This is a genomic window from Stenotrophomonas sp. STEN046 (assembly GCF_056759755.1).
The window spans coordinates 1-22,148 of the sequence record NZ_JBRRDR010000062.1 but is presented as its reverse complement, the minus strand read 5'-3'; the positions used below and the strand labels follow the sequence as shown (position 1 = coordinate 22,148).

Here is a 22,148-nt window from a genome sequence, read left to right as displayed (position 1 = left end):
GTGGCGGGGGTTTCCCTGGCGTTTGCCAGGGGTAGGGCGGTTTACCTCGGTTTTTTTTTTGTTTTGGGTGTTCTTCTTTTCTTGCTTTGGTTTGGGGTAACGGGGTCGCCGGATTTTGCGGGCGACCGCGCATTGCAGGTCAGTGATGGATGGTCGGCTCGCCGTGCTGCACCAGCTGGCCACCACCGTTGCGGGTGACAAACTTGCGCAGTGCCACGTAGAACACCGGAGTGAGGAACAGGCCGAACAGGGTCACGCCCAGCATGCCGGCGAACACGGTGATACCTGTCACCGAGCGCACTTCGGCGCCAGCACCATGCGACAGCACCAGCGGCACGGTGCCGGCGATGAAGGCGATGGAGGTCATCACGATCGGGCGCAGACGCAGGCGGCAGGCTTCCAGTGCGGCTTCAACGATGCCCTTGCCGCCCATCTCCAGTTCTCTGGCGAATTCGACGATCAGGATCGCGTTCTTGCACGCCAGGCCCATCAGCACCACCAGGCCGACCTGCACGAACACGTTGTTGTCACCACCAGTCAGCCAGACGCCGAACAGCGCCGACAGCAGGGTCATCGGCACGATCAGGATCACCGCCAGCGGCAGCGACCAGCTTTCGTACAGCGCGGCCAGCACCAGGAACGCCAGCATGATCGCCACCGGGAACACGATGAAGGCGGCCTTGCCCTGGGTCGCCTGCTGGTAGCTCAGGTCGGTCCATTCAGTGGTCATGCCCACCGGCAGCACCTTGGCGGCGATCTGGGTGAGGTTGTTCATCGCTTCGGCCGAGGAAAGCAGGCGCGGATCAGCTTCACCGGCAAGATCGGCGGCCGGGTAGCCGTTGAAGCGCAGCACCGGGTCCGGACCGTAGGTTTCCTTGATGGTCACCATCGAGCCGATCGGCACCATCTCGCCACGGTCGTTGCGGGTACGCAGCTTGGCGATGTCTTCGACGCTCTCACGGTACGGACCGTCGGCCTGGGCGATCACCTGCCAGGTACGACCGAACTGGTTGAAGTCGTTGACGTAGGCCGAACCCAGGTAGGTCTGCAACGTATCGAACAGCTCGGTCAGCTGCACGCCCTGCGCCTTGGCCTTTACGCGATCCACTTCCGCATCCAGCTGCGGCACATTGGCCTGGTAGCTGGTGATCGGGAAGGCCATGCCCGGCGTCTGCGCCACCGCACCCTGCATCGACTGCACCGCATTCTGCAATGCGCCGTAGCCGAGATTGCCGCGGTCTTCGATGAACATCTGGTAGCCGTTGCCGTTGCCCAGTCCGAGGATCGGCGGCGGCATCATCGCGAACGCGAAGCCCTCCTGCAGGCCAGCGATCTTCTGGTTGATCTCGGCATTGATCTGCGCAGCGGTACGGCCATGACGCTCGTTGAACGGCTTGAGCGGAATGAACGCCACGCCGGTGTTCGGGGTGTTGGTGAACTGCAGTGCATTCAGGCCGGGGAAGGAGATGGTGTGGGCCACGCCATCGGTTTCCTGGGCGATCTTGGCGACCTTGCGCAGCATTTCATCGGTACGTGCGATCGACGAGCCTTCCGGCAGCTTCACGCCTGCGATCAGGTACAGCTTGTCCTGGGTCGGGATGAAGCCCGGCGGCACCAGCTTGAAGATCACGCCGGTACCCACCAGCAGGATCGCGTAGACCACGAACACCGCGCCACGACGGCCGAGGATCTTCGACACGCCCCGCTCGTACTTCTCCGAGCTGGACTTGAAGAAGCGGTTGAACGGACGGAACACCCAGCCAAACAGACGGTCGATGATGCGGGTGGGCGCGTCCTTGGCCGCGTCATGCGGCTTCAGCAGGCGCGCGGCCAGAGCCGGCGACAGCGTCAGCGAGTTGATCGCCGAGATCACCGTGGAGATGGCGATGGTGACCGCGAACTGCTTGTAGAACTGGCCGGTGACACCGGACAGGAACGCCATCGGCACGAACACGGCACACAGCACCAGCGCGATGGCGACGATCGGGCCGGACACTTCGCGCATGGCCTGGTGCGCCGCTGCGGTCGGCGACAAACCTTCCTCGATGTTACGCTCGACGTTCTCCACCACCACGATCGCGTCATCGACCACGATGCCGATTGCCAGCACCAGGCCGAACAGGCTCAGCGTGTTGATCGAGAAGCCCAGCAGATACAGCGCGGCGAAGGTACCTACCACCGACACCGGCACGGCGATCAGCGGGATGATCGAGGCACGCCAGGTCTGCAGGAACAGGATCACCACCAGCACCACCAGGGCGATGGCTTCAAGCAGGGTCGAGACCACGGCCTTGATCGAGTCACGCACGAAGATGGTGGTGTCATACACCGCTTCGTACTTCACATCGGCCGGCATGGTCTTCTGCATCTCGTCCATGGTGCCGATGACCGCGTCACGGATCTCCAGCGCGTTGGCGCCCGGCGACTGGAAGATGCCGATGCCGACGGCGTTCTTGCCATCCAGCTGCGAGCGCAGGGTGTAATCGCCGGCGCCCAGTTCCACGCGGGCCACATCGGACAGGCGCACGATCTCACCATCGGTGCCGCTCTTGAGCACGATGTCGCCGAACTCCTTTTCGCTCTTCAGCCGGCCCTGTGCGTTGATGAGGGTCAGGAACTGGCTGTTGGGCAGCGGCTCGGCGCCGAGCTGGCCGGCCGAGACCTGCACGTTCTGCTCGCGCATCGCCCGCACCACGTCGCTGGCGGTCAGGCCGCGCGAGGCGACCTTGTCCGGGTCCAGCCAGGCGCGCATGGCGTAGTCACCACCGCCGAAGATCTGTGCATCGCCCACGCCGGGAATACGGGCCAGTGCGTCCTTGACGTGCAGGCGGGCGTAGTTGCGCAGGTACAGCGTGTCGTACTTGCCGTTGGGCGAGGTCAGGTGCACCACCATCAGGAAGGTCGGCGACTGCTTCTGGGTGGTCACGCCCTGTCGACGCACATCCTCGGGCAGGCGCGCCTGCGCCTGCGCCACGCGGTTCTGCACCTTCACTGCTGCCGCGTCCGGGTCGGTACCCGGGCGGAAGGTGACGGTCATCTGCAGCACGCCATCGGAGCCGGCCACCGACTTGAGGTACATCATGCCCTCGACGCCGTTGATCGCCTCTTCAAGCGGGGTGGCAACGGTTTCGGCAATGACCTTGGGGTTGGCGCCCGGATACACCGTGCGCACGACCACCGACGGCGGCACCACTTCCGGGTACTCGCCGATCGGCAGGATCGGGATCGAGATCAGGCCTGCGGCGAAGATCACGATCGACAGCACCGCCGCGAAGATCGGCCTGTCGATGAAGAAACGGGAAAAGTCCATGGAGGAATTCCTGGGAAATGCCATCGGCGGGCAACAGCCGCCCTGCCCCTCGCCGGGATGGCGAAGGCAGTGACGGCTGCGGCGGACGCCGGCAGCTAAGCGAAAACGCGGATCAGTTCAGTGCAGCAGTTGCATCGCGACCCGGGGCAGGTGCCGGCGCGGGCTGCATCGCCACCGCCTTTGCCTGCACCGGCATGCCTGGCATGAAGACCTTCTGCACGCCGTCGATGATCACCTTGTCACCGGCCGCCAGGCCCTGCTCGACAATGCGCAGGCCTTCGGCGGTACGGCCAAGGCGGATATCGCGGCGCTGGGCCTTGCCATCCTTGTCGACCACGTACACGTACTTGCGGTCCTGGTCGGTCAGCACCGCCTTGTCGTCGATCAGCATGGCCTGGAACTGGCCGCTGCCGAGCAGCTGCACGCGGGCGAACAGGCCCGGAGTGAACTGGCGGTCGGCGTTGTCCAGCAGCGCGCGGACGCGGATGGTGCCGGTGCTGCGGGTGACCTGGTTGTCGAGGAAATCGACCTTGCCGGCATGCGGGTAGCCTTCTTCACCGGACAGGCCGACCTTCACCGGCAATTCGCTGTCACGCTCGCTCGGGCGTTCGCCCTTGCGCGCCATCTGCGCGTATCGCAGGAAGGTGCTTTCGTCGGCATCGAAGTAGACGAACACGGTATCCAGCGAGACCAGCGTGGTCAGTACGCTGGCGCTGTCGCCGGCGGTGACCAGGTTGCCGGCGGTGACCATCGCGCGACCGGCACGCCCGTCGATGGGTGCACGCACCTTGGTGAACTCCAGGTTCAGTCGCGCCGCATCCAGCGCCGCCTGCGCGGCCTGCACCGCTGCACCGGACTGGTCGGCCGCTGCACGACGCTGCTCTGCGGTTTCGGTGGAGATCGCCTGCTGCTCGGACAAGCGCTTGGCACGCTCGGATTCACTGCGGGCCAGGGTGGCCTGGGTGCGCGCGCGGGCCAGTTCAGCGTTGGCCCGGTCGTACTCGGCCTGGTAGCTGCGGGCATCGATGGTGAACAGGACAGCGCCCTTCTTCACCTCTTCGCCTTCAACGTAGTTGACCTTGTCGATGTAGCCGGAGACACGTGGGCGCAGTTCGACGCTCTGCACCGCCTCGACACGGCCGCTGAAGTCGTCCCACTGGCTGATCTGCTTGAGCAGCACCGGGGCGGCACTGACCTGCGGCGGCGGCGGTGCGCCGGCTTCTTCGGCATGGCCACCGCTGCAGGCCGCCAGTACGGCGGCAGCGAGGATCGACACGCCAGCCATCGCCAGGCGATGACGGAAACGATGTGGAGTGGAGTTGGGGGAAGTCATGGCATGCATCCGTACGGAGGGGTGGTACAGCAATGGAGTAAAAGTCTGCAAAAATCGGCGGCGTATGCTGCGACCTCAACCTTGGTCAAGGTCAAGCAACGCCTGCGGTGTCGCGCCACAAGGGAGGTACTTCCAGGTGCAGCAGGCCGCGCGGCAGTTCGGCATCACTGCTGTCACAGCGGACAATGGCGCGGTTGTCGCGGCAACCATCCAGCAGCGACACCACGCGGCGGCCCACCAGCAGCGAGCTCGGCCATTCGATGCAGGCATTGGCTGCGTTGGCCGGCGTACATACCGGACTGCAGACTTCCAGCATCTGCGCACGCACGCCCATGGCCTGCGCTTCCTGGTGCACCACCTGCGCGTACATGCGCATGGCCGCCGCGGTGATCGAGCTTTCGCCGTAGCCGGCCCATGGCTTGACCGCAGCCGGGCTGCCGATCATCACGTAGCGACGCGCGTGCACGTTGTCCTGCAGCAACGGCAGCAGGTGGCGAACCGCGTGCACGTGCGGCATCAGGTCGGCCTGCAGTGCGCCCAGCAGTTCATCGCCGTTGCGGTCGACCACGCGGCCGCGACGGTAGGGGCCGCCCATCGCGGCGATCACCGCTGCCAGCGGCCGCGGCCGATGCGCGACGCGCTCGGCCAGCGCGCGTGCCGACCCATCGTCGCTGAGCGAGCCGAGCAGCGTCTCCAGACCCGGCTCGTCGGCGAACTGCTCATGCAGCGCGGCAAGCCGGCCGGGGTCGCGGCTGACCACCAGCACCGGGCTGCCAGCTTCCAGCAATGCGCCCACTACGCCCTGGCCGACGGCACCGGTGCCACCGAGGACGAGGACTTCGGGCGTCAGAATCCCATTCACGGGACATTTCCTCCCAAATCCGGGATAGTCCCAATTCGGCGCAGTCGGTCACCCTTGTGCGGAACCAGCCGCAGGGTGCCGCCACGCTGCTGACGCATGGGCGCGGTAAACTCCCGGAAGTCCTTATGTACCAAGGAACTCGGGCGGGTCTCAACGGTCATCGCCAGGTCCAGGGCGTTCTGGCCGGCGGTCCGGAAGCGGGCAAGAATGTTGCGCAGGCTCATGGCGGACGGGCTCCAATTAACGAATGGCGCCACGATAGACCTCAAACCCCTACTTGATTAGTCCTGATTAAGGGGAATAATCATCCCGTCCCCGGTCCAATCGTTCTGTCACGATTGCCCCACTCCCGACGTCCAGGATCCCTGACCATGTCCCACGATCTCAACGAGACGCTGATCTTCGTCAAAGTGGTCGAGCAAGGCAGCTTCATCGCCGCCGCCAAATCGCTCGGCCTGCCCAAGACCACCGTCAGCCGCAAGGTGCAGGAACTGGAAACGCGCCTGGGTGCGCGCCTGCTGCACCGGACCACGCGCCGCCTCGGCCTGACCGAAGCCGGCTCGATCTACCACGAGCATTGCCAGCGCATCGCGCGCGAGCTTGAAGAGGCAGAGAGCGCGGTCAGCCAGTTGCAGTCCGGCCCGCGCGGCTGGCTGCGTTTCACCGTGCCCTATTCGATCGGCATCACCTGGATCGCGCCGCTGCTGGGCCAGTTCCATGCGCAGTACCCGGAAATCCGGCTGGACATGCACATGGGCAACGAGAAGCTGGACCTGATCGCCGGCGAGGCCGATCTGGCCCTGCGCGTGGGTGCCCTGCCCGATTCCAACCTGGTGGCGCGCAAGCTGGGCAGCCTGCGCACGCAGGTGTTTGCCAGCCCCGCCTACATCGAGCGTTACGGCGAGCCGTTGCACCCGGAAGAACTGCAGTTCCATCGCATCCTGGCGATGCGCAAGCCGTACCACACCGGCAATTCGCCGCGCTTCACCTGGCAGCTGGGCGAGAACGGCGGTGAGCTGCGCGATTTCCCGGTCACGCCGTTGATGACCGCCAATGACATGTCTGCGTTGAATGGCGCACTGGTGTGTGGCGAAGGCCTGCTGCTGACCGGCGATGTGATGGCCAAGCCGTTCGTGGAGTCGGGCATGGTGCGCCGCGTACTGGCCGGCTGGACCGGCCCGGAAGTGGATTTCAACGCGGTGTTCGCCGGCGGCCGCCTGGTCTCGCCGAAGGTGCGTGCGTTCGTCGACTTCCTGGTGGAGAAGCTCAACTTCGACGCCAACTACATGCTGGCGCAGTGCCCCGGCGCGAAGCTGGCCCAGCAGCAGAAGGCGCAGGAAGACGCCGCGCTGGAAAGCAGTGGCAAGCGCATTCTGGAGAAAGTTGCAGCTTCGGCGGCATGACCTGCAACAACGCGCCTGTGCCTTACCTGGTAGATGCCGACCTTGGTCGGCAATGCCTCACCTGGTAGATGCCGACCTTGGTCGGCGCCGTCCGGTGAAGCCGCGACTGGGAGCGCTATCGGTGTGCCGAGCAAGCTCGGCACCTACAGAAAATGCCGCCTGCAAGGGCGGCATTTTCGTTCCGGCTGCGCCGGCACAGCAATAACGCTGCGCGTTATTGCTTCAGCGGAATCACACGGATCTCGACACGGCGGTTCTTGGCACGCCCGGCATCGGTGCTGTTGTCGGCAATCGGGTAGGACTTGCCCGCACCCAGGGTTTCGATACGCACGCTCTGCACGCCCTGGCCGATCAGGTACTGCGCCACCGAATCGGCGCGTTCCTTGGACAGGCGGTTGTTGACCGCGTCGCTGCCGATGCTGTCGGTATGGCCGACCACTTCAATCATCGTCTGGTTGTAGTCGCGCAGGGTGCCGGCAACGCCATTGAGCGAGCCGTAGAACTGCGGCTTCAGTGCCGACTTGCCGAAGTCGAAGGTGATGCCGTCCGGCAGGTTCAGCATGATGTTGTCGCCCTGGCGCTCGACATCGATGCCGGTGTTGGCGGTGCGCTCACGCAGCGCGCGTTCCTGGCGATCCTGGTACTGGCCCACGGCCGCGCCGCTGAGCGCACCGATACCCGCGCCGATCAACGCATGCTGGCGACGCTCGGTCGCGCTGTCGCCGGTCAGCAGGCCGGCAGCCACACCAATGGCGGTACCGATCAGCGCATTGCGGCCGGTGCGGTTCTGCTGCTCGGTCGGGTTGCCGTACGGGTCGCTCTGCACATAGGAGCCGCCGGTGGCGCAGGCCGACAGGACGGCCGCACTCATCAGGGCCAGTGCGACGTTGCGGGTGGTGTTGCGGATCATGGTGTTCTCCTTGGTTTCCGGTCGGGCCGGCGGCTTGCGGGCGGCAACGAGGATAAACAGCTGGACGCGATGTCGGCATGATGATGGCAACGGCCGACAGGGACGTGTTCAGCTAGCTGTCTGGACCGCTCAGGCAACGCTTTACCCCGCTGCCGACTGGCGGTAAGCGGCCAGCGCCGCGTCCCGGCCGGCGGCCAGGTCCACCAGCGGGGTCCGCGGATAGCCCGGTGCCCGTTCGGCCAGCAACTGCGGATGCTGCCATGGCGCGAATCGTGCCTTGACCGGCAACGCGGCCAGCTCCGGTACCCAGCGGCTGATGTAGCGCGCCTGCGGGTCGAACTTCTCGGCCTGGGTGACCGGGTTGAACACCCGGAAATACGGCGCCGCGTCAGCACCGGTACCGGCCACCCACTGCCAGCCCATCGTGTTGTTGGCCAGGTCGGCATCGACCAGGGTGTCCCAGAACCAGCGCGCACCATGCGACCAATGCGCGCGCAGGTGCTTGCACAGATAGCTGGCGACAATCATCCGCACCCGGTTGTGCATGTAGCCGGTGTGCCACAGTTCGCGCAGGCCGGCATCGACGATCGGTACCCCGGTGTTGCCGCGCTGCCAGTCGTGCAACTGCGTGGCGCTGGGCGTCGCCCACGGGAACCGGTCGAAGCGTGGATTGAGGTTTTCGCTGGGTGTCTTCGGGAAGTGGTGCAGCAGGTGGTAGGCGAAATCACGCCAGCCGAGCTGGCGCAGGTAGCCATCGATGTCCGCGTCGGTGCCGGCGGAGCGCAGGCCTTCCAGCGCATGGGCGATGCGCCACGGCGCGATCTCGCCGAAGTGCAGGTGCGGTGAGAGCCGCGAAGTGCCCACCCGGTCCGGCAGGTCACGCTGTTCGCGATAGCCGCGCAGCGCGCCATCCTCGAACACCGACAGCGCTTCAACCACACCGGCCTCGCCCGGCTGCCAGTGCTCCCAGAAACCGGCATCCCAATCCAGCGATGGCGCCAGTTGCAGCGCATCCAGCGCCAGGCTTTCGACCGCGTGCGCAGGCAGCGCCTCCGGCGCCGCCTGCAGGGCCGGCAACCGCCAATGGCTGAGCACGTTGCGCCAGTACGGAGTGAATACCTTGTAGGGCTGCCCCTGCTGGGTGGCGATGTCCCATGGTTCGAACAGCAGGCTGCCATTGCAGCTCTGTGCGTCGATGCCTTGCTCACGCAGCGTGCGCTTGATCAGCGCGTCGCGCGGCTGCGTAGCCGGTTCGTACTTGCGGTTCCAGTACACCGCCTCGGCGCCGGTCTGTTCGATCAAGCCCTGCAACGTCGGCAGGCTGTCACCGGCGCGCAGCACCAGTGAGGACCCGCGCGCGCGCAGGTCGGCATCCAACGCGGCCAGCGAACGATGGCGCCATGCATCGGAAGCAGCACCCGGTGCCCACTCGCCCTCCTCCTGCGGCGCGTGGATGTACACCGGCACCACATCGTGACCGGCATCGAGCGCTGCCTGCAAGGCAGGGTTGTCCTGCAACCGCAGGTCCCGGCGGAACCATACCAACGCTACCGACACGTGCATCGCCTTCATTCTGGATGGCGCACATGATAGCCAGCGGCGGTGAAGGCATTGCACGCAGGCGCGTCTGCTAGGCTGCCGGCCTCTTTATCTGGAACACCTGTGCCATGGATGATCTGCGCACCACCTTCGCCCGCTTTGGCCTGCTGCAGGCACAGGACGAGCGCGCATGGCGGGGCCCCTTCCCGCTGCCCCCGGTGTTGGCGCGTCTCTATGCGCAGGTCGGGCCGCAGGGGCATGAGATCAACGCCAAGGTCGGGCACGCCGGCATCACCGTTCCCGGCCTCGAAGTCTGGATCCCACCGCTGCAGCGCCTGTGGAGTCACCAGGCCGGTTATCGCTGGCATGGCATCAGCGGTGAGCCAATCGACAACTGGCCATCAAACTGGCTGGTGATTGCAGATCGAGGCGCTGATCCGTTCATCCTCGACCTGGACGACGGCCGCGTGTTGTTCAGCCACCACGGCGCCGGCCTGCTGGATGCCGGCGAGATCGCAGCCGACGTGCCGACCCTGATGGCCGCGTTGGCGGCGGCCGGAACCGTGTATCTCGATGCCGGCGATGCGCTCTACAGCGATGACGACGACGGCGGCATCCGTGCCGATCACCAGGAAGCTGCCGTACGCGCAGTTGCACAGGTGCTCGGCAGCCGGGACGAAGCCGAGCTGTTCCTGCAGGCTATCGCGTAGATCCCGGCGCAGGTGGTTGCCGGCCAGCGGCCGGCACTGCCCTGCATTCAACGGCGCTGGCCAGCCTCGAAACGCTGCATCGCTTCGCTGATCAACATCCGGGCTTCGGCGGCATTGCCCCAGCCATTGAGCTGCACCGGGTTACGGCCGGCCGGCAGGTCCTTGTAGACGCGGAAGAACGCTTCGATGCGCTGCCGCTCGATCTCCGGCAGGTCGGCCAGGTCGCGGATGCTGGCATAGCTGGGGTCGACCTTGTCGGTGGGCACGCCGATGACCTTCTCGTCATGCTGTCCACCGTCGATCATCTTCAGGTAGCCGATCGGACGGAAGCGCACGATCACCCCCGGATGCAGCGGCTCGCGGGTCAGCACCAGCGCATCCAGCGGATCGTTGTCACCGGCCAGCGTGCGCGGCATCGAGCCATAGTTGGCCGGATAGGCCACCGGCATCGACTGGAAGCGGTCCACATGCACCAGCCCATCTTCCTTGATCTCGTACTTGGTGATGCTGCCGGCGGGGATCTCCACTGCCAGGTTCACTTCCGCCGGTGCCTGCTTCGGCTGCGCCACCAGGAACGGATGCAGCACCGCATCGGCAGCCGCAACGGCGCCGGCCAGCAGCAGCAACGCCGCAGCAATGGCGGCCAAGGGAATCATGCGGCGGGATCGGCTCATTGGTCTGTCCTTATTCCCAGCATCGGTCGGTGCGGCCCTTGGCGGTCTGCGCCCGTGCGCAGTCGCGCGGTGCAATACGGCCTTCGGTCAGTTCGGTGCGCTGCTTGACGCCGGCGGGGTCGCGGCGCAGCTCGAAGGCGTCGTACAGGCGGCCGGTAACGGTGCGCGCTTCATAGCGAAGGTGCTGCGGATCGATACGCAGGACCTGGAACAGCTGGGTGTCCTCGCCAACCGGCTCCATCGTCCTGCGCGCTTCATCGGAAAGCCGGTACTGCTTCGGCCCGGCCACGGTCACCACGTACTGCGGCGTTGCCGCCTGCCCTTCACCACGACGGCCGTAGGTATGGTCGTGGCCCTGCAGCACCAGGTCGACCTTGTGGCGACGCACCACCGGCAGCAGCACCTTGCGCAACGCGGCATTCTCGCGGCCTTCGCGCGGTGAATAGAACGGCTGGTGCAGCAGCACGATGGTCCAGGGGTGCGGGTTGCCGGTCAGCACCTTGTCCAGCCAGCGCGCCTGTGCCTTGGCGGTACCCAGGTCCAGCGCCGAGGTGCCATCGACCACGGCCACGCGCACGCCCTGTGCGTCGAACCAGTAGCTGGTTCCTGCGGCGGCGCTGGCACCGTTGTCCGGCAGGGCGAAGGTCACTGGCCAGTGCCGGCCCAGCACGCGGCGTTCCTGCGGAGTGTCCTCGAACTCCTCGAAGTACTCATGGTTGCCGATCGCCGGCGCCACCAGGGTTTCCTGTGCCAGCCAGCTGCTGGCGGCGAACCACTCACCCCATTCGCTGTCGTCCATGTTGTCGCCGCCACTGACCAGGTCACCGGCAAACAGGCTCATGCGGGCATCGGGCGCTGCCTTCTGCGCCGCACGCACCACGCGGCTGACATGGCTGACGTTCTTGTTCTGGGTATCGCCGAAGTACAGCAGCGTCAGCGGCTGGTCCGCGGCGGCCAGCGTACGCAGCTGGTTCCAGGCGCTCCAGCTGCCATTGCCCTGCACGCGGTACACGTACAGCGTGTCGGCCTGCAGTCCATCGATATCGACGCGATGGTGATGCGACAGCCCATTTTCGGTCTGCAGCGTCCGGGTCTGCGCACGGATCTGGCGCACACCTTCGATGGCCGGTGAATCACCGGCCACGGCGATCTCCAGCAACGGCGACTGCACGCTGCCGTCGGTGCGCCATGCCACTGCGAACCCGCGACTGGGATCGACCGACGGCGAGGCGACGATACGGTCGGGCACCGGCGTTGCCGCATAGTGGTGGCTGCCCGCGGGGACCTGGGTGTTCGGCTCGGCCGCAGCCATTGCCAGCAACGGCGCAGCCAGCAACAGCCCCACCGCAAGTGCGCGCATCGAACGCCGGCTCACGCGCCACACTCCAACGGCAGCGCCAGCTGCCTGGCGATGCTTTCCCAGTCGAAGGCCACCACGCCCTGGTCGTCGTGCACGGCATACAACGCGCCGTGCGGGAAGCGCGGCGTTGGCTGCTGCATCATCCAGATGCCATCGGTATTGGCTACGGTATTGCCCTGGAAGGCGCCCACCGGCTTCAACGTATGCCGGTCGAACAGATGGAATACGCTGCGCTGCTTGCCCTGCTCGGTGGTGATCCACCAACCGTCCTTGCCGCAGGTGCGCAGCATCACGCCTTCGGCCTGTGCCTGGAACACATCGCGGCCGAAGGTGGTGCCGGTGAAGCGACCAGCCAGGGTGTAGACCTTGAACTCACTGGCGTAGGTCTCGTCCTCTTCAGCGATCAGCAGACGATCATTGTCCGGGTCGCCCCAGATCGACTCGACCACGCGCAGCGCGCCGGCCTCGCTGGTGTCACCGATGCTGGCCGCCAGGGTCGCCTCGATCTTCGTACCCGCACGGTTCACGTGGTACTGCCGCACGCGTTTGTCCAGCTCGGCCAACGGCGGCAGGATGTCCTTGCCCTGCGCATCCTCGCCGTTATCCCAGGAGTCGGTGACGTAGACGCTGTAGCCATCCACCCGTCGGTCCACCCACAGCCCGTACGGCTTGCGCAGATCGTCGGCACCGAAGGTCGCCAGCGGGGTGAATTCCGGCAGCGACAGCACCTGTACGCGATGGTTGTCGCGCTCGACGATCCACAGCAGATCATCGATCACCGCGATGCCGTTGGGGCGATCGAACTGCCCCAGGCCGGTGCCCGTGCTGCCCACATCCCGCAGATGCTGGCCGGTGCTGCCGTCATAGACCACCAGCTTGTCGGTGGCCTTTGCCGTGACGATCAACCACGTCTTGCCGTCCGCGGCCTGCCATGCAGCAGGTGAATCGATGTTGTCGGCCGGGGTCATCGGCGTAAGGAAAGCCTCGGCGATGGTCGACACGCTGCGCGCGGCAGGCGCTGAAGTCCTCTCCCCTGCCGGCGTGCAGCCCGCAGCCAGCGTGGCAACCAACGCAGTGGCCAGCAGGGTCGTGCCACGCATCATCACAGTGCCACCTTCAGGCCGACGGCGTAGGTGCGCCCATACTCTTCCAGCTGCAGGGTGCGCGAGCGCGTGCCCTGGTACAGCTCGAGCGGTTTGTCCAGCAGGTTCTGTGCCTCGAAATACACGCTCACGTGCGCGTTGAACTTGTAGTCCAGGGAGAAATCCAGCTGGGTATTGGGTGCCACGTAGACATCGAAAGCGCGGCCCTTGCCGATGCTGTCCAGGTACTCGCTGCGGTATACCGCGGCCACGCGGGTGCTCAGGCCGTACTTTTCGTAGCCGATGTGCGCGCTGTAGACATGCTTGGAGGCGCGCGGCAGGGTGAAGTCCTCGCCGGCCCGGTCGTCGATGCCGGCATCGAATCCGGTGTCCAGCCAGGTGCCGCTGGCGCCGACCAGCAGGCCGTCCAGCGCGCCCGGCAGGAACGCCAGCTGCTGCTGCCAGTTGAATTCGGCACCGCGCACGGTCGCCTTGCGGCCATTGATCGGTTGGGTCACGTCGAAGCCACCGTAGGCCGGATCATTGGTGCGCACGGTCTGCACGATGTAGCCATCAATGGATTTATGGAACAGGCCCAGCGAGACGATGCCGGTGCTGCCGATGTACTTCTCCAGCGACAGGTCGACGTTCTTCGACTCGTACGGATCCAGTTCCGGATTGCCCAGCCGCACTTCCTCGTCGCCGCGGCTGTAACCCACGCGCGGGGAGATATCGCCGAAGGACGGGCGCGAAACGGTCTTGTTGGCCGAGGCGCGCAGCACCCAGTCATCGCCGGCGTCGTAGCGCAGGTGCAGGCCCGGCAGCACGTTGCTGTAGCTGCTGTTGGCCACGCGCGGGGTCACCGTGTAGCTGCGGCCGTTGCTGGCGACGTCGACCTGGTTGCCGACGGCCTTGAAACGGGTGTTTTCCACGCGCACGCCGCCGATGACGCGCAGCGCTCCAATGTCCCAGGTCCCCATGGCATAGCTGGCGAAGATGTCTTCACTGGCCACGTAGTCCTCTTCCAGCGACGTCATCGCGTTGGCACCGACATCCTGCGGGCGGGCGCTGTACTGGCTGCCATTGGCGGCCCAGAATGCGCGCATGGCATCCGAATCCATGCCTTGCCCCAGGGTGCCGTGACGATGGTCGGGCGAGCCGTTGGTCCAGCTGGACAGCGCCAGCTTCGGGCCCACGCGCAGTTCGCTTTCATCGACATTGACGTCGCGGTCGCGCCAGCGGCCGAGCAGGCCGAACTTGATGCTGCTGCTGTCGCCATCGAAGCGCACGTTCACCTGCGCGCTGTGTTCCTTGTCGTTCACCTGCTTGGGCGACACCACGAAGCGATCAAACGCGTAGTTGCCATTGTCCAGCCACTGCGGATTGTCGAAGCTGTAGCTGGGCAGGCGGCTGCTCTGGTCCAGGGTGCCGTTGAAGGCCTTGCCATTGAGCTTGAAGCGCGCTTCCATCTCGTCGTTCACGCGCTCCTCGGTGCGGGTGAAGCCGACCTTGTAGTCGACAACGGCGTTGGTCAGCTTGTTCTCACCGCCGAGGCTGGCGGCGAAGGTGTTCTCTTCCTTGGTGCGGTAACGCATGCGCTTGTCGATGGAATCCTTCGGCATGCCGTCCAGGCGGTACTGGTCGGTACCGGTCTTGACCATCTTCGCGTCGTCGAAGTTGAAGATGACGCGCTGGCGGGTCTCGGCATCATCGAACTGGCTGTACAGGGTGCGCAGGTAGTAACGGCTGTCTTCGTTCGGGCGCCAGTCCAGGTTGAGGTTGGCGCCGATGCGCTTGCGCTCGATCTCGTACTTGCGGCTCTGCAGGTTGATCGCGGTGACATCACCTGGCGCGGCATCGCGCTCACCGTCGTACTCCACTTCGGTGTTGTCCGACTCGAACGTGCGCTTCTGGTAGTTCACGCCCAGCGCCACGCCGAAGGTGTCGGCAAACACTTCGCTGTAGTTGAAGGCAGCCTTCGGGCTGGTCTCGCCGGACAACTGCTGGTGGCTGGCTTCGATCTTGCCGCGCAGGCTGCGCCCATCACGGTCGAAGGCCGAGGCCGATTCGACCAGGATCGCGCCACCGATGGCGTCGCCCGGCATGTCCGGCGTCGGCGATTTGACCACCCGCAGGCGCTCGGTCGAATCGGACGGAATGACGTCCAGCGGCGCGGCGCGGCTGGAGTCTTCCGGCGTGCCGATGGCGATGCCGTCGACGCTGACGCTGTTGAGGTTGGCATCCAGGCCGCGGACCACCACGAAACGCCCTTCACCCTGGTCGCGGGTGACGCTGATGCCGGGCAGGCGCTGCAGCGACTCGGCCACGTTCTTGTCCGGGTACTGGCCCAGGGCGTCGGAAGACACCGCATCTTCGATGGCATCGCTGCTGCGCTTGAGATCGACCGCGCGGACCTGCGATTCCAGCTGTGCGCGCACTTCGATGCGGTCCAGATCGGTTGCGGCGCTGGCACCTGTGGCTGCCACTGCCGAAGCGGCCTCGGCCGCCAGCACGGAAGGGCTGGCCATCACCAGCAACGAGAGACTGATCGCGTGGCCCAACGTGTTCTTCTTCTGCACAGCTATCCCCAACGGTGTAAAGATTGGGTCAGCACGGTATGTCCGGCAGGTTGCATGGGCATGACACCGGTTGCGCGGGCGCTGGCTCCGGGTTGGCTGGCCTGCCGGGCAGGGCTGGCCACCATCGGGCATTGCGGATTGGGTTTTGGCTTTAAAATGGGGGTCTCCCCTTCTGCCAGACCCCTCCCATGAAGATCGTTGAAGTGCGCCACCCGCTGGTGCAGCACAAGATCGGCCTGATGCGCAACGCTGCACTCAGTACCAAGGATTTCCGCGAACTGGCCAACGAGCTGGGCACGCTGCTGGCCTACGAGGCCACCGCCGACCTGGAAACGGAGCCGCATACCCTCCCCGGCTGGTCCGGCCCGGTCACCGTGCAGCGCATTGCAGGTGCCAAGATCACCGTGGTGCCGATCCTGCGCGCCGGCCTGGGCATGCTCAGTGGCGTGCTGTCGCTGATTCCGGCTGCACGCGTGAGCGTGGTCGGCCTGCAGCGCGATGAGGAAACCCTGCAGCCGGTGCCCTATTTCGAACGATTGACCGGCCGCCTGGAAGAGCGCGATGCGCTGATCCTGGACCCGATGCTGGCTACCGGCGGCACCCTGATCGCCACCATCGACATGCTCAAGCGCGCTGGCGCCCGCCGTATCAAGGGTATTTTCCTGGTGGCCGCGCCTGAAGGCATCGAAGCCGTGAAGGCAGTGCACCCGGACGTGGAGATCTATACCGCCGCCATCGACGCCCAGCTCAACGAGAAGGGCTACATCCTGCCGGGCCTGGGCGATGCCGGCGATCGCATCTTCGGTACCCGCGTCGGCTGATCGGCGATGACACGGCCCAGCGCCCCGCCCCAGGCGCTGCTGCTGTCAGAACGCCTTCACGCCAGCTTTGCGGCCCCGGGCGAATGCTCCGCGCATCTGCCCTTCCGTGTGCTGGAGTTCCGATGAAAGCGACCTTCCTGCTGACCGCCGTGCTGCTGGTCAGTGCACCACTTGCCGCATTCGCGGCCACCCCGCAGCAGCAGCGCATGGCCGACTGTTCGGCCAAGAACAAAGGGCTGAAGGGTGATGCCTACAAGTCCGCGCAGAGCGCCTGCCTGAGTTCGCACGCAGCCGCACCGGCAACCCCTGCCACGCCGCAGGAGCGCATGAAGAAGTGCAACGCAGACGCCGCCACCAGAAAGCTCGCTGGCGACGCCCGCAAGACTTTCATGAGCAGCTGCCTCAAGGCATCGTAGAACAGCGAAGAAAGACCCCATCCACGCATGGCGTGGATCTACTGGCCATCGGTGCAGGTGCAGGGCACAGCCCCGCCGGCAAATCTCACCCCAGCGCGCGCGCCTTCAGTTCGCCCTGCTCATGCAGGGTCACGAAACGACCTTTGTCATCGCGCCCCACCTGCGCCAGTGCAACCTGCGGGTCGTGGGTGAAAAACAGGTGCACGTTGCGCGCCAGCTTGTCTTCCAGGAACTGCCGCTTCTCGTCGATCAGCAGTTCGGCGTTGCGGTCGTACCCCATGGTGATCGGCACATGTACCCAGCTGCGGCCCGGAATCAGGTCGGCGCAGAACACCACCCCGCCATGCGGCATTTCACCGGCCTGCGCATGGCCAACGATCTCTGCCAGCATCAGCCCCGGCGTATGCCCATCGCTGTAACTGAAGCGCACGCTGCGCCCCAGGGCCTTTGAATACTCACCGTCCACTACTTCCAGGCGACCGCTTGCCTGCAGCAGGCCCGGCAGCTCGGGAATGAAGCTGGCGCGGTCGCGCGGATGTGGCTGCATCGCCCGCTGCCAGTGTTCGGCGCCGACCACGAACGTCGCATTGGGGAACAGCAGCTCCGGCTCGCGGCCTTCGCGCCACGCTGCCAGCAGGCCACCGGCGTGGTCGAAGTGCAGGTGGCTGAGCACCACCACGTCGATGTCCTCGTGCTCGAAGCCGGCTTCGCGCAACGAATCGATCAGCACATGCTGGCTTTCCTGCACGCCGTAGCGCTCGCGCATGCGTGGTTCGAAGAACGCACCGATGCCGGTCTCGAACAGCACCGTCTTGCCTTCCAGCGGGCTCGCCAACAGCGCGCGACAGGCCAGCTCGATGCGATTGAGCTCGTCCGGTACCGCCCATTTCTCCCACACCGCGCGCGGCGCGTTGCCAAACATCGCACCGCCATCCAGGCGCTGGGTATTACCGCGGATCGACCATAGTTTCATGGCGCAATTATCGGCGGCGGCTCGTTAAATAATCGCTAGCAACGAAACGAAAAGCCCCGCCATTGCGGGCAGGGCTTTCGGATCAAGCGTGGACCGGGCATGGCCGGCGCTACCGCGTCTGCGGGTTTCCGCCAGCGCAGCGGTTACCTGCCCGGTATGACCTGGGCACTGCCCACCGGGTTGCGCGGATCGCTGCCGCCAAACAGTTTGTTGGCCTTGCGGTCCCACTCCACCGTCTGCAGGTTGCCCCACACGTGGCTGGAACCGCGGCCACCGGCGGCCACTTCGCCCGGCAGGTCGATCTTGTGGCCCATCGCCTGCAACTGCTTGATGGTTGCGGCATCGAACGCATCACTTTCGGCCTCGATCAGGTCCGGCAGCCACTGGTGGTGGTAACGCGGCAGCGCAGCCACCTGCTGGGCGTCCAGCCCGGCGTCGTAACCGAGGATGCCCAGCAGCACCATGGTGATGATGCGGCTGCCACCCGGCGTGCCCAGCACGATCACCTTGTCATCGTTCTCCATGAACGTCGGCGTCATCGAGCTCAGCATGCGCTTGCCGGCCTTCGGTGCATTGGCCGCATAGCCCATCACGCCGAAGGCATTGGGCGTACCCGGCTTCAGCGCGAAATCGTCCATTTCGTTGTTGAGCAGCACGCCGGTGCCCTTGGGAATCAGGCCCGAGCCATACAGCAGGTTGACCGTCTGGGTGGCGCCCACGCGGTTGCCATCACGGTCGATGATCGAGAAGTGGGTGGTTTCATCATCCTCCAAGGGCGTCGGGTTGCCCGACAGCAGGTCGCTGGGGGTGGCCTTTTCCGGGTGGATGGTGGCGCGCAGGCCCTGTGCGTAGTCCTTGCTGGCCAGTACCTTCTGCGGGATCTGCACGAAGTCCGGATCGCCGAGGAAGAAGGTGCGGTCACGGTAGGCGCGGCGCATCGATTCCACTACCAGGTGGGTACGGTGTGCCGGGTCCATCTGCTTGATGTCCCAGCCTTCCAGGATCTGCAGCATGCTGGCCAGGGCGATGCCACCGGACGACGGCGGCGGCGCGGTGGTGATCTTCCAACCGTTGTAGTTGAAGACGATCGGCGCGCGCAGTTTCACCCGGTAGCCGGCCAGCTCTTCGGCCGTCCACTTGCCGCCGGCCTGCTTCACACCGGCCAGCAGCAGCTTGCCGGTCTGGCCCTTGTAGAAGCCGTCAAAACCGCCGGACGCCAGGCGCTCCAGCGTCTGCGCCAGTTCCGGCTGCCGGAACAGGTCACCCTCGGCGATCGGGCGGCCGTTGCGCAGGTAGACCTCGCGTGTCCCGGGGTAGCGTTCCATCACCTCGCGGCGCGACTGGTAGCCCTTGGCCATGCGCGCGTACACCGGGAAGCCATCGCGGGCGATGCGGATGGCCGGCTGCAGCGATGCCGACAGTGGCAGCTTGCCGTGCTTGGCCGACAGTTCGACCAGCGCCGCTGGCAGGCCCGGAATGCCGGCAGACCACGGGCCGTTGACCGAGCGGTCACGGTCCAGGTCGCCCTTCTTGTCCAGGTAGGCCTGCGGAGTGGCAGCGGCCGGCGCGGTCTCGCGCGCGTCCAGCATCACGTCCTTGCCGGTGGCCGCATCGTGCAGCAGGAAGAAGCCACCGCCGCCGAGGCCGGAACTGATCGGCTCGACCACCGACAGCACCGACGACACGGCCACCGCGGCATCAAAGGCGTTGCCGCCCTGGGCCAGGATATCGACACCGGCCTGGGTGGCCAGTGCATGGCCGCTGGCAATGGCGGCGCCGTCGGGACGCTCGGCCCGGACAGGACTTTCAGCGCCGGCAACAGGGCTCAGCAACAGGCCAAGCAGCAGGCCCAGCAACAAGGAAGGACGCGCGAACGGTTTCATTCGGATGGGGGCTCCGCATAGAGTTCGGGATGATCGTGCTGCAGCTTGCGCAGCTTCGCCAGCAGCTCGATCTCGGTCTCGACGATCTCCGGGTCGGGATCGATGCATTCGACCGGGCAGACGACCACGCACTGGGGTTCGTCGAAATGGCCCACGCACTCGGTACAACGGGCGGGGTCGATCACGTAGATGGTTTCACCCATCGTGATGGCCTGGTTCGGGCAGGCCGGCTCGCAGACGTCACAGTTGACGCAGAGCTCATTGATTTTCAGCGACATGGCGATACTCCACGCCCGCGCCTTGGCACAAGGACCGCCTGCGCGGGCGCGCGGGCCGGTCAGGTCATCGGTGGCGGCCTTGCAGGTCGCCACCCAGGCCGTGCCGCGGCACGGCCGCCATGGCTCGGATTACTTGGCTTCGACGAAGATGTACTCGGCGCCGGTCGGCTGCACCGCTGCCTGCACGCGGGCGTTGTCGGCGGACTGGCCGATGAACACCACGCGCACGCCCTTCATCGAATCCGGCGAGACATCCTTGAACACGGTCTGGATCATGTCAGCCATCTTGCCCGAGGCCGACGAACCGAAGGCCAGCATGTTGCCCGGCTGCACGCCACGGGCCACGGCCTGGGTCGCGCTTTCGGTCTGGCGCTCGTACTTGGCCTGGAAGTCCGGGTCGGTTTCCGGCGACAGGTAGTACAGGAACGGGCTGTTGGTGATGTTGCCCATGTTCTGGATCGCCACTTCCTGCAGGTACTTCTTCCAGCCTGCATCGTCTTCCTTGGCCGGGGCGACCAGCGCCTGCTTGGCTTCGTCGACCGGAGCGGCTTCTTCCTTCTTGCAGGCGGTGAAAGCCAGGGCAAACGAGGCGATCAGCATCGCGCGCATGGTGTTGTTCATGGGTTTCCTCCCGGAATGTTGCGTGTTGGTGTGCGTAATGGGATTGCGTGGTACTACAGACTCTGTTGTTCGGCAGGGCTCAGGACTGCGCCGACTTCGCTTCGCGGACCTTGCGCAGCGCCTCAAGCACGGCAGCCGGCACGAAACCGGACACATCCCCGCCCAGGCGCGCGATCTCGCGGACCAGCGAGGACGAGATGAAGCTGTGCTGTTCGGCCGGGGTCAGGAACAGGGTTTCGACCTCCGGAATCAGATGGCGGTTCATGCTCGCCATCTGGAATTCGTACTCGAAGTCGGAAACCGCGCGCAGGCCGCGCAGCAGCACACCGCCCTGCACCGAGCGTACGAAATGGGCCAGCAGCGTATCGAAGCCGATGACCTCGACATTGCTGTGGTGCCCCAGTGCACCGCGCGCCAGCTGCACGCGCTGCTCCAGCGGCAGCGCCGGGCCCTTCGACGGGCTCTGCGCAACGCCCACCACGACCTTTTCAAACAGCGGCGCGGCCCGGCTCACCAGGTCGATATGACCGTTGGTGATGGGGTCGAACGTGCCGGGATAGACGGCGATGCGGCGGTTGGCCACGGTCATGGGCGATTGCAGATGTTCAGATGAGGTCAAAGTGTAGCAGTGGCGCGGCGATACAGGGCAAAGCGCACCTCGCGGGTGCTGCCGTCGCGGTGCAGCAGCCACTCCGGCGGCAGCACGGGCACCTGCCCGGCCGGGCACTCCAGGTACAGCCAGGCATCGGCGGCCAGGTGCCGGGGCAGCTGGGCCAGTACGTCCTGCCACAGGCCGTCGGCAAACGGCGGGTCGATGAACACCAGATCGGCCTGCTGCGGCGGCGCGGCCTGCAGCCAGCGCAGGGCGTCGGCCTGGGCCACGGTCACGCTATCGGCCGCCTGCAGGCGGGTGATGGCGGCCGACAGATTCCGCGCCAGCTGCGCGTCGCGCTCGACCAGGGTGGCGTGCGCGGCCCCACGCGAGACCGCCTCCAGCCCCAGTGCACCGCTGCCGGCGAACAGGTCAAGCACCTTTGCCCCGCCCAGCCTGGGCGTCAGCCAGTTGAACAGGGTCTCGCGCACGCGGTCACTGCTGGGGCGCAGGCCGGGCAGCGTCGGCACCGGCAGGCGGGTATTGCGCCAGCGTCCACCGATGATGCGGACCTGGCCTTCGCTTGCACCGCGGCCGCTCATCGGCGCCCCCGGCGGGAGGTATTGGAGAATTTCAGCATGGGCGGGATTGTAGTTCGGCCGGGCTGCGCCCGGCACCCGCAGAGGCCGAAGCAGCGGCCGAAGCAACGTCAAATGCCGGCGATCCGGGGTTTGGCGGGGCGGGTCCGGTTGCGGGGGACGGCGCAAGTACGTCCATGTAGCCTCGGTCACGCCATCCATGG

The 22,148-nt window shown here is 65.9% G+C and carries 20 protein-coding genes; 4 read left to right on the top strand and 16 right to left on the bottom strand.

Annotation, left to right across the window (positions count from 1 at the left end; genetic code table 11):
• Positions 1–139 precede the first annotated feature (139 nt).
• From ACVOLJ_RS19665 to ACVOLJ_RS19650, 4 genes are all read right to left on the bottom strand, one after another.
• On the bottom strand, positions 140–3,310 hold the full coding sequence (locus tag ACVOLJ_RS19665) for an efflux RND transporter permease subunit (RefSeq protein ID WP_475279547.1): 3,171 nt from the start codon (positions 3,308–3,310) through the stop codon (positions 140–142).
• Positions 3,311–3,422: 112 nt separating this feature from the next.
• Positions 3,423–4,643 (bottom strand): efflux RND transporter periplasmic adaptor subunit, encoded by a 1,221-nt coding sequence (locus ACVOLJ_RS19660; protein ID WP_481564883.1) that lies wholly within the window; start codon positions 4,641–4,643, stop codon positions 3,423–3,425.
• 91 nt (positions 4,644–4,734) lie between these two features.
• Positions 4,735–5,505, bottom strand: coding sequence for an SDR family NAD(P)-dependent oxidoreductase (locus ACVOLJ_RS19655; protein WP_475279545.1), 771 nt, complete (start codon positions 5,503–5,505; stop codon positions 4,735–4,737).
• Positions 5,502–5,729, bottom strand: coding sequence for a hypothetical protein (locus tag ACVOLJ_RS19650; protein ID WP_475279544.1), 228 nt, complete (start codon positions 5,727–5,729; stop codon positions 5,502–5,504). The genes ACVOLJ_RS19655 and ACVOLJ_RS19650 overlap by 4 nt, the downstream gene beginning before the upstream one ends.
• A gap of 147 nt (positions 5,730–5,876) precedes the next feature.
• Here ACVOLJ_RS19650 and ACVOLJ_RS19645 point away from each other — a divergent pair, with 147 nt between their 5' ends.
• Positions 5,877–6,908 carry a LysR family transcriptional regulator gene (locus ACVOLJ_RS19645; protein ID WP_005416157.1) on the top strand — a complete coding sequence of 344 codons (1,032 nt, stop codon included), beginning with the start codon at positions 5,877–5,879 and terminating at the stop codon, positions 6,906–6,908.
• Between the two features lie 214 nt (positions 6,909–7,122).
• On the opposite strand, the gene ACVOLJ_RS19640 is transcribed toward ACVOLJ_RS19645, so the two are convergent.
• Both ACVOLJ_RS19640 and ACVOLJ_RS19635 read right to left on the bottom strand, forming a co-directional pair.
• Positions 7,123–7,818, bottom strand: coding sequence for a YiaD family glycine zipper/OmpA-like lipoprotein (locus ACVOLJ_RS19640; RefSeq protein WP_089240401.1), 696 nt, complete (start codon positions 7,816–7,818; stop codon positions 7,123–7,125).
• A 141-nt stretch (positions 7,819–7,959) separates the two neighbouring features.
• Complete coding sequence (locus ACVOLJ_RS19635; protein WP_481564885.1) at positions 7,960–9,375, bottom strand: cryptochrome/photolyase family protein; 1,416 nt, start codon at positions 9,373–9,375, stop codon at positions 7,960–7,962.
• Positions 9,376–9,485: 110 nt separating this feature from the next.
• Between ACVOLJ_RS19635 and ACVOLJ_RS19630 the strand changes: the two genes are divergently transcribed.
• The gene (locus ACVOLJ_RS19630; RefSeq protein ID WP_481564882.1) at positions 9,486–10,067 is read left to right on the top strand and encodes a hypothetical protein; all 582 of its coding nucleotides are present in this window, start codon (positions 9,486–9,488) and stop codon (positions 10,065–10,067) included.
• Positions 10,068–10,114: 47 nt separating this feature from the next.
• On the opposite strand, the gene ACVOLJ_RS19625 is transcribed toward ACVOLJ_RS19630, so the two are convergent.
• The 4 genes from ACVOLJ_RS19625 to ACVOLJ_RS19610 are packed head-to-tail and all read right to left on the bottom strand — an operon-like array spanning position 10,115 to position 15,711.
• Entirely contained in the window at positions 10,115–10,741 is a 627-nt protein-coding gene (locus ACVOLJ_RS19625; RefSeq protein WP_481564880.1) for an inorganic diphosphatase, read from the bottom strand.
• A 10-nt stretch (positions 10,742–10,751) separates the two neighbouring features.
• Positions 10,752–12,101, bottom strand: coding sequence for a purple acid phosphatase family protein (locus ACVOLJ_RS19620; RefSeq protein ID WP_475279909.1), 1,350 nt, complete (start codon positions 12,099–12,101; stop codon positions 10,752–10,754).
• Between the two features lie 11 nt (positions 12,102–12,112).
• Positions 12,113–13,204 (bottom strand): NHL repeat-containing protein, encoded by a 1,092-nt coding sequence (locus tag ACVOLJ_RS19615; protein WP_481564879.1) that lies wholly within the window; start codon positions 13,202–13,204, stop codon positions 12,113–12,115.
• Complete coding sequence (locus ACVOLJ_RS19610; RefSeq protein WP_481564884.1) at positions 13,204–15,711, bottom strand: TonB-dependent receptor; 2,508 nt, start codon at positions 15,709–15,711, stop codon at positions 13,204–13,206. The genes ACVOLJ_RS19615 and ACVOLJ_RS19610 overlap by 1 nt, the downstream gene beginning before the upstream one ends.
• 239 nt (positions 15,712–15,950) lie before the next feature.
• Between ACVOLJ_RS19610 and upp the strand changes: the two genes are divergently transcribed.
• Positions 15,951–16,583, top strand: coding sequence for a uracil phosphoribosyltransferase (gene upp / locus ACVOLJ_RS19605; RefSeq protein ID WP_089240393.1), 633 nt, complete (start codon positions 15,951–15,953; stop codon positions 16,581–16,583).
• 122 nt (positions 16,584–16,705) lie between these two features.
• Positions 16,706–16,999 (top strand): PsiF family protein, encoded by a 294-nt coding sequence (locus tag ACVOLJ_RS19600; RefSeq protein WP_481564878.1) that lies wholly within the window; start codon positions 16,706–16,708, stop codon positions 16,997–16,999.
• Positions 17,000–17,084: 85 nt separating this feature from the next.
• Here the strand turns inward: ACVOLJ_RS19600 and ACVOLJ_RS19595 are convergent, their stop codons facing one another.
• The 6 genes from ACVOLJ_RS19595 to rsmD form a co-directional block, all read right to left on the bottom strand.
• Positions 17,085–17,972: an MBL fold metallo-hydrolase gene (locus tag ACVOLJ_RS19595; protein ID WP_481564877.1), complete on the bottom strand. Its 888-nt coding sequence runs from the start codon at positions 17,970–17,972 to the stop codon at positions 17,085–17,087.
• A gap of 143 nt (positions 17,973–18,115) precedes the next feature.
• On the bottom strand, positions 18,116–19,855 hold the full coding sequence (ggt, locus tag ACVOLJ_RS19590) for a gamma-glutamyltransferase (protein ID WP_475279537.1): 1,740 nt from the start codon (positions 19,853–19,855) through the stop codon (positions 18,116–18,118).
• Positions 19,852–20,133, bottom strand: coding sequence for a YfhL family 4Fe-4S dicluster ferredoxin (locus ACVOLJ_RS19585; RefSeq protein ID WP_475279536.1), 282 nt, complete (start codon positions 20,131–20,133; stop codon positions 19,852–19,854). The genes ggt and ACVOLJ_RS19585 overlap by 4 nt, the downstream gene beginning before the upstream one ends.
• A gap of 129 nt (positions 20,134–20,262) precedes the next feature.
• The gene (locus ACVOLJ_RS19580) at positions 20,263–20,754 is read right to left on the bottom strand and encodes a hypothetical protein (RefSeq protein ID WP_475279535.1); all 492 of its coding nucleotides are present in this window, start codon (positions 20,752–20,754) and stop codon (positions 20,263–20,265) included.
• A gap of 79 nt (positions 20,755–20,833) precedes the next feature.
• Entirely contained in the window at positions 20,834–21,343 is a 510-nt protein-coding gene (gene coaD, locus ACVOLJ_RS19575) for a pantetheine-phosphate adenylyltransferase (RefSeq protein ID WP_008267036.1), read from the bottom strand.
• Between the two features lie 26 nt (positions 21,344–21,369).
• Positions 21,370–21,948, bottom strand: a complete 579-nt coding sequence (rsmD, locus tag ACVOLJ_RS19570; RefSeq protein WP_475279534.1) for a 16S rRNA (guanine(966)-N(2))-methyltransferase RsmD — start codon at positions 21,946–21,948, stop codon at positions 21,370–21,372.
• Positions 21,949–22,148: the final 200 nt, after the last annotated feature.

Bases quoted from the DNA above. Each gene is read 5' to 3' on its own strand.
- ACVOLJ_RS19665 (WP_475279547.1), bottom strand. From the start codon at position 3,310: ATGGACTTTTCCCGTTTCTTCATCGACAGGCCGATCTTCGCGGCGGTG.
- ACVOLJ_RS19660 (WP_481564883.1), bottom strand. From the start codon at position 4,643: ATGACTTCCCCCAACTCCACTCCACATCGTTTCCGTCATCGCCTGGCG.
- ACVOLJ_RS19650 (WP_475279544.1), bottom strand. From the start codon at position 5,729: ATGAGCCTGCGCAACATTCTTGCCCGCTTCCGGACCGCCGGCCAGAAC.
- ACVOLJ_RS19645 (WP_005416157.1), top strand. From the start codon at position 5,877: ATGTCCCACGATCTCAACGAGACGCTGATCTTCGTCAAAGTGGTCGAG.
- ACVOLJ_RS19640 (WP_089240401.1), bottom strand. From the start codon at position 7,818: ATGATCCGCAACACCACCCGCAACGTCGCACTGGCCCTGATGAGTGCG.
- ACVOLJ_RS19630 (WP_481564882.1), top strand. From the start codon at position 9,486: ATGGATGATCTGCGCACCACCTTCGCCCGCTTTGGCCTGCTGCAGGCA.
- ACVOLJ_RS19625 (WP_481564880.1), bottom strand. From the start codon at position 10,741: ATGAGCCGATCCCGCCGCATGATTCCCTTGGCCGCCATTGCTGCGGCG.
- ACVOLJ_RS19620 (WP_475279909.1), bottom strand. From the start codon at position 12,101: ATGCGCGCACTTGCGGTGGGGCTGTTGCTGGCTGCGCCGTTGCTGGCA.
- ACVOLJ_RS19615 (WP_481564879.1), bottom strand. From the start codon at position 13,204: ATGATGCGTGGCACGACCCTGCTGGCCACTGCGTTGGTTGCCACGCTG.
- ACVOLJ_RS19610 (WP_481564884.1), bottom strand. From the start codon at position 15,711: ATGGCCAGCCCTTCCGTGCTGGCGGCCGAGGCCGCTTCGGCAGTGGCA.
- upp (WP_089240393.1), top strand. From the start codon at position 15,951: ATGAAGATCGTTGAAGTGCGCCACCCGCTGGTGCAGCACAAGATCGGC.
- ACVOLJ_RS19600 (WP_481564878.1), top strand. From the start codon at position 16,706: ATGAAAGCGACCTTCCTGCTGACCGCCGTGCTGCTGGTCAGTGCACCA.
- ACVOLJ_RS19595 (WP_481564877.1), bottom strand. From the start codon at position 17,972: ATGAAACTATGGTCGATCCGCGGTAATACCCAGCGCCTGGATGGCGGT.
- ggt (WP_475279537.1), bottom strand. From the start codon at position 19,855: ATGAAACCGTTCGCGCGTCCTTCCTTGTTGCTGGGCCTGCTGCTTGGC.
- ACVOLJ_RS19585 (WP_475279536.1), bottom strand. From the start codon at position 20,133: ATGTCGCTGAAAATCAATGAGCTCTGCGTCAACTGTGACGTCTGCGAG.
- ACVOLJ_RS19580 (WP_475279535.1), bottom strand. From the start codon at position 20,754: ATGAACAACACCATGCGCGCGATGCTGATCGCCTCGTTTGCCCTGGCT.
- coaD (WP_008267036.1), bottom strand. From the start codon at position 21,343: ATGACCGTGGCCAACCGCCGCATCGCCGTCTATCCCGGCACGTTCGAC.
- rsmD (WP_475279534.1), bottom strand. From the start codon at position 21,948: ATGAGCGGCCGCGGTGCAAGCGAAGGCCAGGTCCGCATCATCGGTGGA.